This window comes from Mesorhizobium sp. M0491 (assembly GCF_040321265.1).
In the GTDB taxonomy this organism is placed as follows: domain Bacteria; phylum Pseudomonadota; class Alphaproteobacteria; order Rhizobiales; family Rhizobiaceae; genus Mesorhizobium.
Map to the genome: position 1 here is coordinate 246,102 of NZ_JAMYRE010000009.1, position 11,100 is coordinate 257,201.

Here is an 11,100-nt window from a genome sequence, read left to right on the forward strand (position 1 = left end):
ATATGCCTTGAAATCAGGGCATGAAGCCGCCTCGTCACGGCCAGGCGGAGGCACATGACGGTCCAACCAACGCAGTTTTCAATCTCAACCAAAAGACTTTGGTTGTATTCCGGCCGCCTCTGTCAGGCCGCCACGCTCTGTTGGGCGCGGCTGCGGATCAGATCCGCGGCCTTTTCGGCGATCATGACGACCGCCGCATTGATGTTGCCGCAGACGAGGTCGGGCATGACCGAGGCGTCCACGACACGAAGTCCGGCGATGCCGCGCACCCGCAATTCCGGATCGACCACCGATGCCGCATCGACGCCCATGCGGCACGTGCCGGCCGGATGATGCACGGTGATCGAGGTCTTGCGGATATGCTCGTCGATCTCTTCGTCGCTCTCGCATTTCGGGCCGGGGAAGAACTCCGCACCAACGAACGGAGCCATGGACGGCTGGCTGGCAAGGTTGCGCGCAACACGAAAGCCGGCGCGAAGCGACTGCCAGTCGCGCTGCGAGGACAGGAAATTCTGATGGATCAGGGGCGCGGCGACCGGATCGCTGGACGCCAGCCTGACGCTGCCGCGGCTCTCCGGCTGCACGGCAACGATACGGGTCGCAAAGCCGTCGGCGAACGGCGCCTTGAACGGCGACATGTAAGGCCATGCTCCAAGCGGTGCGGCGGTGAAAAGCAGCTGTACGTCCGGCAACGGCCGGCTTGCGTCGCTCTTCAGGAATGCCACGACGCCGCCAGGCACATCTCCCGAAAAGCCCTTTCCGGTGAGATAGGTCTTGACGAAATCCAGCCCGATACGATCGGCCCGCATCATCTTGAGAAACGGTCCCGGTTGTTTGCGACGATACATCAGGATGACCGAAACATGGTCCTGCAAATTCTTGCCGACCTGCGCACGATCGACTTTCGTCTCGATGCCATGCGCCGCGAGCTCGCCGCTGTCGCCTATGCCTGACAGCATCATCAGCTGCGGCGTGTTGATGACGCCGCCGGCAAGCAGGACCTCGCGCCGCGCCACAACTTCATGGCTCGCCCCGCCTCTGGTGTAGGCAACGCCGGTTGCGCGCCCATTCTTCAGCAGGATCTTCGTCGCCATCGCGCCGGTCAGCACCTTGACGTTGCCGCGACGCATAGCCGGCCGCAGATAGGCGGTCGCGGTCGAGCAGCGGCGGCCGTTCGCAATTGTCATCTGCAGGCGGCCGAAGCCTTCCTGTATGGCGCCGTTGTAGTCGTCGGTCTGCGGATATCCGGCATCACGGCTGGCCGTCGCGAACGCATCGATCAGTTCGTCCTTGTAGCGGCAGAACTGGGTGTTCAGCGGCCCGCTGCCGCCGCGATACCGGCTTTCGCCTCCTTCCCAGCGCTCCTGCTTCTTGAAGTAGGGCAGCACCTTGTCGAACGACCAGTCCGTCAGGCCGCTTGCCGCCCAGCGATCATAGTCGCCGCGATTGCCGCGCACATAAGCCATGGCGTTGGTTGAGGAAGAGCCGCCGATGACCTTGCCGCGCGCGCATTCGACCTTGCGGCCGCCGACATTGGCCTCGGGCTCGCAGAAATACATCCAGTCGTGGCGGCGTTCGGTCAGGATCTTGCCCCAGCCGAGTGGGATGTGGATCATCGGATCGCGGTCCCAATCCCCAGCCTCCAGCAGAAGCACCGACACGGCAGGGTCTTCGCTCAGCCGGTTCGCCAGCACGCAGCCGGCCGATCCCGCACCGACAATGACGTAGTCAAAGGTTTCGCCAGCCGGCATGCGTGATCCTCGGGAGAAAGACGGTCCGCCGCGATGGCAACCGTCGACATGGGCAGTCAACCATCGCGCAACTGGTGTTGTCAACCATTGCGTACAGTTGTAGATTGGTTGAATTGGTTGAGTGCCGTCGAACAGGTTTTCGTGTCACAATATGATGTCGGGACGTTGAGTCGGCGGTCTGCCGATCGGACAGGAGATTTGGTTTTGAGCGCATTCGAGCCGCAGGTCGGACCATCGGATCTCGACGACATCATCGCCGCGGTCCGCCAGTTGCAGCAGGGCGGCGGCAAGCTTCCGTCCGAGCGCGATCTTGCGGAACATCTGAGCGTCAAGCGCCATCAGCTTCGCAAGGCGCTTGAAGTGCTGCGCCTTTCGGGCGACCTCAAACCGGCGCGCGCCAGGCGGGCGCCGACCGCCCTTCCGAGATATGGCGAGGAATTGGTCAGGGTAACCAATCCGATCGAGGTCCTGGAATTGCGCCTGATCATGGAGCCGGGCCTTGCCCGACTGGCGTCGCTGCGCGCCTCTTCTTTCGAGACGGCGCGGATCCTCGACGCGGCAACCACGCCTGAGAACGCCCCGTCGGGTGAGGTCGACTTCGCTTTCCATCTCGCGATCGTTGCCGCGGCCCGCAACCACCTCGCCGCGGAATTCTACAAGATGCTGCGCCAGGTCGGTGTCGATGCGCGGGTGAAGGTTGCGCGCACCGCGGCACCCACCTGCCCCAAGCGGATCGCCCACCGCGACGGCGAGCATCGCCTGATCGCCGAAGCGATCTCGCAGCGCGATCCCGAAGCGGCAGAGACCGCAATGCGCGCGCACCTTTTGTCCGTGCAGAGACAGATCATGGAACGGTCGAATGCCGGCGCCTTTGCCGCGTGATCGTATCAGCTTCCGACATTGAGCCTGTGCGGGGAATTCCAAATTGAGACGTCATTTCGACGTGCTGGTGATCGGTGCGGGATCCGCCGGCTCGGTTGTTGCCAGCCGGCTCAGTGAAGACCGGTCGTGCCAGGTCGGCCTCATTGAGGCCGGGGCGATGCCGGCCGATCCCGACATCGCCGATCCGCTTAAGTGGACGATGCTCCAGGGCCGCGCCTACGACTGGAGCCACCGGACCGTGCCCCAGCCCTTCACCGCCGACCGCATCCATGAATGGCCGCGAGGCAGGATAGTCGGCGGCTCGAGCTGCCTGCATGCAATGGCCTATGTGCGCGGCCATCCCGATGATTTCGAACCCTGGGCGCAAGCCGGCGGCGAGCGCTGGTCCTATCGGGGGTTGTTGCCGGGCTTCATCCGCAGCGAAGCCTTCACCGCCTTCGATGCGCCGACACGCGGCAAGAGCGGCCCGCTGGACGTCTATCTGCCGGACGCCGAGGTCAGTCCGGTCGTGCGTGCCTACATCGCCGCCGGGCGATCCCTGGGCGCTCCCACCCTGAGCGACCACAACAGCGGCGAACTGGTCGGCACCAGTCCCAATTCACTCAATATACGTGACGGCAAGCGCCTGAGCGTCGCCGACGCCTATCTGCCGTCGCAGGTCATGGCGCGGCCGAACCTGACCTTGCTCGCCGGCCACGAGGTCGAGCACCTGGTGCTGGACGGCCACAAGATCACGGGCGTGAGCGTGGTGTGCGAGGGTGAGACCAGGACGCTCTGCGCCGACCGGATCGTCCTTTGCGCCGGCGCCGTATCCACGCCGCTCATCCTCATGCGGTCGGGCATTGGCTGTCCCGATACGCTGAAGCAGGCGGATATACGCTGCCTTGCCGATCGGGGCGATGTGGGCCGCAACCTGCAGGATCATCTGCTGGCTCTCGGAAATGTCTACAGCACGAAAAAGCCGGTGCCGCCCTCCCGCCTGCAGCACTCCGAATCGCTGATGTATCTGCACAGCGACGATCCGACCCGCTCTACGGGAAGTCCCGATATCGTGCTCGCCTGCGTCGTCGCCCCGTCCGCGGCCGAGGGCCTGAAGACCCCGCCCTATGGCTCCGCCTTTACCATCCTGTGCGGCGTCACCCATCCGACAAGCCGAGGGCGCATCACACCAAGCGGGCCGGGCCGCAACGATGCGCCGGTCATCGACCCGCATTATCTCGAAACCGAACACGATCGCGCGACATTCAGGATGGCGTTGAAGCGGGCGCGCATGGTCGGCCATCATGCGGCTCTGGACGAATGGCGCGATATGGAGATCCTGCCAGGCGCCCCGGTTCAGTCCGATGCCGAACTCGATGCTTTCATCGCCAGGGCTGCTTCCACCCATCACCATCCGGCCGGCACGTGCCGGATGGGTCGTGACACTGAGGCCGTCGTCGATCCTGACTTGCGGCTGAACGGCTTCGACAATGCCTTTGTCGTCGACGCCTCGGTGATGCCGGCGATCCCGAGCGGACCGATCAATGCCGCGATCGTCGCCGTAGCCGAAACCTGGGCGGCGTCTTCACGGGCTACCCCGTCGTCAGCGTAACCGCGGCCGCGTCCGACAATTCCCCTGGGTTCCGAATGGCTCTGGTTCCCGGCGAATGTCAGCTATGGAGATGCGTCAGTTCAAACGCGGCTCCGTCCTGGACGCCGGCCATGCGCTGCTCGGCGGACCGGAACATGTCCGCGAACTCCACCTGGTTTTCGAACACCACGCCGCCGACCTTGACGGTCAGGGCATCCTCGGTCCCCTTTGGCGCGAAATAGACTTGCGCGATGCGCGCCTCGATACGCTCGCCGATTTCCCTGGCTTCTGCTTCGGTCGCGCCGGCGAGGAAAACCCCGAACATAGACGTCCCCATGCGTCCAACCAGGTCTTCCGCGCGCACCGACGATTGTATGGTCGAGGCTATGAGCCGCAAGGCTTGATCGCCCCATTCAAGACCAAAGCGCAGGTTGATGGACCGCAGATGCTCCGAATGGATAACCAGGAAGGCGCCCGATTTAGGCCCCGGCACCGACGGCCTTGCCGTTCTTTTTTCGACCATCGACGTGAAGACCGCTCCGTTCAGGCAGCCGGTCGTGGTGTCGAAGGTTGCCGACTTGTCGAGTTCCCGGCGATAGCGACGAAGCTCGATCTGTTTCAATCCAACGAACAGAAAAAGCGGAACACCAAGGACGACAGGCAACAGGATTGCCGTGATCATGCTGCGCCCAAATGGCGTCAGCGCCTCGGAGAACAGGAGCAGATAATTGAGGCCGACGGAAACGCCCAGGATTGCAGTGGTTCCCAGAAACGTCAGCAAAGCGACGCCTTTCCATGCCTGGTCGGTGGTGCTCACCATAGTCTTTGTCACTGGCCGATCTCCTGTGGATGGGCTGGTATAGGGCCGGTGTGTTGCAATTTCAGTTTCAAGGAACCTTGCAATTTAATCGATTGCGCGATGACCCCATCAAGGCTGCGGACGAAATCGGCTTGCTCCCAATGCATGACCTCGGCTTTGGGAAAAGGACATGCAGAAAAACAAAGATCTAAGCTGCGCCCGTGGCGGTTAACAAACAAAACATCAGGGTTGAATGGCAGGCTATTGTGCCGGGCCGAATATGCCCATCTCAGCCTTCCTGGCTGTCGCCTCCGCCTTGCCGTAGATGCCGCTCGGCAGCGCCGTGGCCCAGCCGTTGGAGACAAGCCAGGCGCCAACATCCTGCTTGCCCAGCCTGCACGGTGCGGCGACGGCAAAACGCTCGACGTCCGGCGGTACGAAACAGTGCAGCCCGCGTCCCCTCAGCCAGGAATTGAAAACGGCGCGTGCGCGCAGGCCGCAAGGCCAGGTGACGTCATGAAACGAGCAGGAGCTGTCGAGATCGATGCCTCGCACTCCGCTGATGACCACCTTGCGGCCCATGGATTCGAACATCGCCGACGATGTGGCAACCGGGCGGTAGAGCAAGACCTCCCGCCAATCCCCAGGCATTGGCGTTTTCGGGGGCACGGCGAGACCGAGCTCGCTGAGTGGCGGACGGGGCTCGGTCCGTTCGATCTCAGCGGGATCAAGCCGTGGCGGAGCGATCAGGTCTTGAGCAACCTTGCGCGCCGGCTCCAGGCGCTGTGCGCCGGCTACCGGGGCAACCGGCCGGATAGGCTGCGTATCGTCAACATCCCGCGACGGGGCACGGACAGGCCGATCGACCGAAAGCAACGCCCCACCTTGAATGATCAACAGTATCCCGGCCAGAAGCAGCAGGCTTCCGAGCGCGATCGCCAAGCGGCTGCGGCCCGGCCTGCCCATCAGCTTGAACAGGATCTCAGGGATTTGCGCCGGTCAGAAACCCGACGTCGATTTGGCAACCAGCTTGAGCGCACCTTTTTCAATCCGATAGAACGGCATCGAGCGTTCGCTGGATCCGTCGGCCCGAAACCGGAACAGGCCGGTCGACCCGCGAAAGCCGTTTGGATTCTCGAGAACCTTTTTGCTGAAGCCATCAGGCCCGATCGCGCTGGCAATCCCTGCCGTCAGGGCAACCATGTCATAGGCATAGGCCACATTGACGTCAGCCGGATAGTTGTATGCCGTCCTGAAGCGGTCGGCGATCGGCCCGGTTTCACTTGGATCGAGCGTGGCGATAAACGCCCCCTCTAAGAGCGGATCCATGGGGTGCTCCAGCCAACGGTTCGTTCCGACGACGGAGACAGTCTTTCCCGGAATGCCCTTCGATTTGAGGGCGGCAAGGACAGGCGACGGACTGCCATTGCCGCTGGCGACAATGACGGCGTCGGGGGCGTCCACGAGTGAGCCCATTTCGTCGACCGCCTTCGCGGCGCCGTCGCCGGCGGAATATCGGAGAGTGACCGCGAGCGCCGCGCCGTAGATGCTGAGGCTGTTTGCGACCCGCTTCTCCATGGCGCCGGCGTTTGGGCCATCCGCGACAAGCAGTACGAACTTCTTGCTGCCTTTCGCGGCTAGTCCCGCAGCGCCCGCGGCGGCGCTGTCCGCTTCGCCAAGGAGCACGGCATAAACCCCGGCGCCACCGGCGAAATTATCGGCGAGCGCCAGGACCGGTGGCCGCTTCGATCCAGACAGCGTGGCAATATGCTGGGCTGCCGTCAGTTCGGTCGGGCCGATCACGACCTTCGAGCCCGTCGTTATGGCCGTTATCGCCATTTTGCCGGCCAGTGCGCTGTCGCCTTTGGTGTCTTCTACCGTCAGCGTAAGCAGTCCATTGCCAATATCCGTCATCGCCAGCTTGGCCGCATCCAGCATCTTCCTGCCGTTTTCGCCCGCTGTTCCGGAGCCGGACAACGGCAGCAGCATCGTGACTTTGGTCGAACCGGTGCCCAGCGACTGGGTCGCCTGGACGGGACCGGTAACAGCGGCCCCATTCTGCCCGGCAGGCGCGGCAACCGCCGCCGGATCGAGCACTTCGGACACGCCGCCTTTCGACTGGCAGCCCGACACGATCGCGGCGAGCGCCAAGGCGATTGCCCATGTCCGCGGACAGTGGACCTGTCGGCCAGCTTCCATGAATGCTCCACCCCTATGTGCCGCCGGATATTGTTCCCGGTCTGGTCTCCAACGCATGTTACGGCGGACTTGCAGTGCCGTCTGTAGTTCTTTTAGCCGCCGAAAAGCCTGCCTCTGAGCGTCCTGATCTGCCTTGCTTGCCCGGCACTTCGATAGTCGGCGCATTTCATGTATCGCGGCCCGGGCACGAACAGGCGGCGCACGCAAACGCCCTTTGCCCCCTTCCCCGGCCAGAATTGGGCAGCGGCTCCACCCTCACCGCCTGAAAAGGCGGAAAAGCCGAACGTCGCCACCGGCAACGGCCCGGTCACTTCAATCCCCTCCCTTGCCAGGATTGCCCGCGCACGCTGGCAGTAGCGGACCGAAAGGGCCGAGAACCGGCTTTCATTGTGCCCGGCGCGATACTTCATGACGGTGGTGCACAGATCGCCCCCGGCCAACCTGTTGGCCTGTGCAAGATATCTGACTCCCAGCGCGATGTTGGTCGCCGGCGCGCTCAGATCGTCCAGAGAACCTCGAAAGCCGAGCATCCTGGCCGTCGCCGGCATCACCTGCATCAGGCCGACTTCGCCGTCGGCGCCTTGCACGCCGGGATCGAAGCCGCTTTCGATCTCCATCACCGCATGCGCCAGCAGCGGCTCCAGGCCATGGATCGATGCCTGGCAGCTGGCAAATGCCTTGAATGTCTGCCGGGTCCACTCCGTGGCCGGATCACAGCGCACTGCCTGCTTCAGGCCGGACGAAAGCTGTTGTTTCACGGATGGTCGTTCCAGCCAGTTGGCACTGGCCGGCGTGACCGTTTGGACAAAGCCAAGCAACACGATCGCGCCCGCGACCGCCTTCAGGAAGGATCCGTCGGCTGTCATGATGGCCAACAGGCGTGGTTCGCCTAGCCGGTCAGTGCATGTACTCGACCATGCGATCGTGAAAACACTCGCATTTGTTGAGGGTGTCTTCGTCCTTGTAGTTCGTCTTGAGGTAGCCGTAAGCCATGCCGCAGGCGACCTTGGCTTCCGATGCCCAGACGAAGACGGGACGCGACGAGTTGATCCACTCCGAACTGTTGGCGGCGGCGACCGACTCGTCCATCAGCTTCACCACTTGCTGCTTCAGATCGACGATGTTGTCGTTCAGCACCAGGTTGGACGTCCCCACGACACGGCAATAATCGCCGGTCGGGCCATCGATGATGTCGGCGGCATACCCCGTCGACCCGACTGCCAGCAACAGCGTCGCAGCGGAAACCAGCAGTCTTGCAGAACGTTTCATGTTGAGCTCCCCTAGATATTAGCGATGTATAACATAGTCGCGTGGCCGTGCGCCATGGCGTTAAACCACGTTTGCAGTCGTCGTATGCTGGGTTACGCCATCGTCGTAGAGCAGCGTGATGGTGTTGGCAGCGGGCAGGTTCGTCAGCGTTGCCACGTCAATGAAATTGGCTCCGCCGGTTGTCCCATTCGCATCTACGCTGAGCGTGCCCGTCCCCGCATCGTAGTTCACGAAGTCACCGATATTAGCCCCTCCGGGTGCTGTGTCGAACAGCCCGGTCAGGTCGATCTTGTCGCCCTCGCCGCCATTGAAGTCAGTGATGAGATCCTTGATGTCGAGATGATCGAGCTTGAACGTGTCGGCGCCAGTGCCTCCGGTAAGCGTGTCTTGGCCCGCGCCACCGATGAGCAGGTCGTTGCCAGCACCTCCATCGAGCGTGTCGTTGCCAGCACCACCGTCAAGGAAGTCGTTGCCACCTCGCCCAATGATGATGTCATTGCCGCCATTGCCGTTAAGATGGTCGATGCCGGACGTTCCATAGATCTGGTCGGCCAGTGTGGCATCGCCATTCACCGTGATCCCGGGGTCGCCTGGATCATGCGAGAAGAAAGAGAAGCTCACTTTGCGCGCCTGGAAATTGCCGCCATCATTGTCGAAATAAGACAGGGTCCAGTTGTCGCCGACTGACGGCGGATGCGTGATCAGGTAGCTGGCAAGCGTTGTGGAGGTGGCATTGCCGCTGCCGTCCAGAAGGTAAATGTGGTCGTAGTCGACGGTCGCCTTCATCAAACCTGTGGTCGGATCGTAGAACCAGCTCTGCTCGAAAGTCCCAGGGCTGGTGTCATCTTCGACGATCGCGAAGCGATCCGAGCCAATTCTGATTTCGACTTGCACTTCCTGCTCACGATGCGAGCCCGCGCTGCTGTCTCCGTAGACACCCGGATTCCGTTCGCCCAAGGGAATAGGCGTGATGAAAGGCGACTCCTGGAAGTCGGTATAGACCACTACCGTCGAGTTGTGTGGATCAGCCAGGATTGCGCTGACCGTCGCTTGCGACAGGGAGAGCGTTGTGATCTGATCGTTGCCCGACGTAAGCGGACTGTTGCCATTGCCAATCTGCGACGTGTCGCTCGGCAGGCTAGTCGGCGGCACTTCGTGGATGCCGACCGTCTGCGCTATGTGAGTATGACCGTCATATACATCCAGCGACAGGTTGTTGTTGACCGTGTCAGTTTGCGATGCTGTTGGCCGATAAACCAGGTCGTCCAGCAAATCGATACCGCCGGACGGATTGTAGAGCACCGTGCCGGCTGTTAGGGCGACATAGGTCACGCCGTTGAAATAGAATGTGCCGGTGGGGATCGTTCCCGTGGCGGTGACAATGAGGTTATCCCCGTCCGCATCCGTCGGAATGGAAACCAGCAACGGATACCCATTCGGATAGCTAGGCGTGCTCAAGGTCTGCTGCGCCGGGTCGCTCGACATCCAGTTCTGGGTGTTCGCGACAACGGGTGCGTCATTGATGTCCGCCAGGTTGATGGTCAGCGTCGTCGTCGACAGGTCGCCGTCGCCGTCCTTGATGGTGTAGACGAACACGTCCGTGGTGTTGGCGCTGATGCTGTGGGTCGTCGACTGGTAGGTATAGGAGCCGTCGGCGTTGAGGTGCAAGGTGCCGTGCAGGCCGGCAATGTCGGTGTTAACACCGGTCGTCACCGCCGTCGTCGTATTGCCGCCCGCTGCCCGCACGCCGTCGATGGTTGCACCGTCGGCGCCGGCAACGTCATTGACCAGCACGCCCGCCGCCGCCGTCACGGTCAGCAGAGCGCCTTCGTTTACATTGCCAGTGTCGGCATGTGCCGTCGGAATGTCGTCGGTGACGTCGATGGTGATGGTGTTGGTGATCGTGTTGCCGTTGGCGTCGGTCGCCTGGTAGGTGAAGGTCTCGACATTGTTGACGGTGTTGGTGCCGTTGTTGGCATCGGCGCCGTCGACCGGCGTGGTCAGCGTGTAGCTGTAGGTGCCGTTGGCGTTGAAGGTCAGCGTGCCGTGCGTGCCGGTGCCGCTGCCCACCAGGGCGTAGGTGTAGGGGCCGGTGCCGCCCGACACATTGTCGACGACCGTTCCGGCGATGGTCTCGGCGGTGCTCGACGGGTTGCTGCCGATCGGCAGCGCCGCCTCGTTGACCGTCAGGTCGTCATTGGAGGCGGCAAGGCCGCTATCCGACAGGTTGATGGTCAAGGTCGTCGTCGACAGGTCGCCGTCGCCGTCCATGATGGTGTAGACGAAGGTCTCCGTCGCGCCGGCCGGCGGGACCACGTTGGGCAGGCCGTCATAGCTGTAGCTGCCGTTGGCGTTCAGTGTCAGCGTGCCGTAAGTGCCGGGAATGCCGGCGCCAAGCCCGCCGCTCACAGGAACCGCGGTGTTGCTCCCGGCGGCCACGCCGACAACCCCGCCGCCCGCCGCCGCGCCGTCGGCGCCGAACACGTCGTCCGTGCCGTCCGTCAGCACGTTGCCGCTCACGATGCCGCCCTCGACAACGCTGTTGGTGTCGGCATGTGCCGTCGGAATGTCGTCGGTGACGTCGATGGTGATGGTGTTGGTGATCGTGTTGCCGTTGGCGTCGGTCGCCT

At 62.8% G+C, this 11,100-nt stretch carries 9 protein-coding genes; 2 read left to right on the top strand and 7 right to left on the bottom strand.

Features of this window, described 5'->3' with window-relative positions; all coding sequences use genetic code 11:
• Window positions 1-122: 122 nt before the first annotated feature.
• Entirely contained in the window at window positions 123-1,751 is a 1,629-nt protein-coding gene (locus tag NKI69_RS14470; RefSeq protein WP_128305807.1) for a GMC family oxidoreductase, read from the bottom strand.
• Window positions 1,752-1,955: 204 nt separating this feature from the next.
• Here NKI69_RS14470 and NKI69_RS14475 point away from each other — a divergent pair, with 204 nt between their 5' ends.
• Entirely contained in the window at window positions 1,956-2,633 is a 678-nt protein-coding gene (locus NKI69_RS14475) for a FadR/GntR family transcriptional regulator (protein ID WP_023809939.1), read from the top strand.
• Window positions 2,634-2,676: 43 nt separating this feature from the next.
• Window positions 2,677-4,224: a GMC family oxidoreductase gene (locus tag NKI69_RS14480; protein WP_352721721.1), complete on the top strand. Its 1,548-nt coding sequence runs from the start codon at window positions 2,677-2,679 to the stop codon at window positions 4,222-4,224.
• Window positions 4,225-4,282: 58 nt separating this feature from the next.
• On the opposite strand, the gene NKI69_RS14485 is transcribed toward NKI69_RS14480, so the two are convergent.
• From NKI69_RS14485 to NKI69_RS14510, 6 genes are all read right to left on the bottom strand, one after another.
• On the bottom strand, window positions 4,283-5,035 hold the full coding sequence (locus tag NKI69_RS14485) for a GGDEF domain-containing protein (protein ID WP_127290312.1): 753 nt from the start codon (window positions 5,033-5,035) through the stop codon (window positions 4,283-4,285).
• A gap of 228 nt (window positions 5,036-5,263) precedes the next feature.
• Complete coding sequence (locus NKI69_RS14490) at window positions 5,264-5,653, bottom strand: thermonuclease family protein (protein WP_245486389.1); 390 nt, start codon at window positions 5,651-5,653, stop codon at window positions 5,264-5,266.
• A 348-nt stretch (window positions 5,654-6,001) separates the two neighbouring features.
• On the bottom strand, window positions 6,002-7,201 hold the full coding sequence (locus NKI69_RS14495; RefSeq protein WP_128305810.1) for a type 1 periplasmic-binding domain-containing protein: 1,200 nt from the start codon (window positions 7,199-7,201) through the stop codon (window positions 6,002-6,004).
• A 92-nt stretch (window positions 7,202-7,293) separates the two neighbouring features.
• Window positions 7,294-8,067, bottom strand: coding sequence for a lytic transglycosylase domain-containing protein (locus NKI69_RS14500; RefSeq protein WP_128305813.1), 774 nt, complete (start codon window positions 8,065-8,067; stop codon window positions 7,294-7,296).
• A gap of 31 nt (window positions 8,068-8,098) precedes the next feature.
• Window positions 8,099-8,470, bottom strand: a complete 372-nt coding sequence (locus tag NKI69_RS14505; protein ID WP_023809946.1) for a hypothetical protein — start codon at window positions 8,468-8,470, stop codon at window positions 8,099-8,101.
• Window positions 8,471-8,530: 60 nt separating this feature from the next.
• On the bottom strand, window positions 8,531-11,100 hold a 2,570-nt coding region (locus NKI69_RS14510), incomplete at its 5' end, for a cadherin-like domain-containing protein (RefSeq protein ID WP_352440311.1).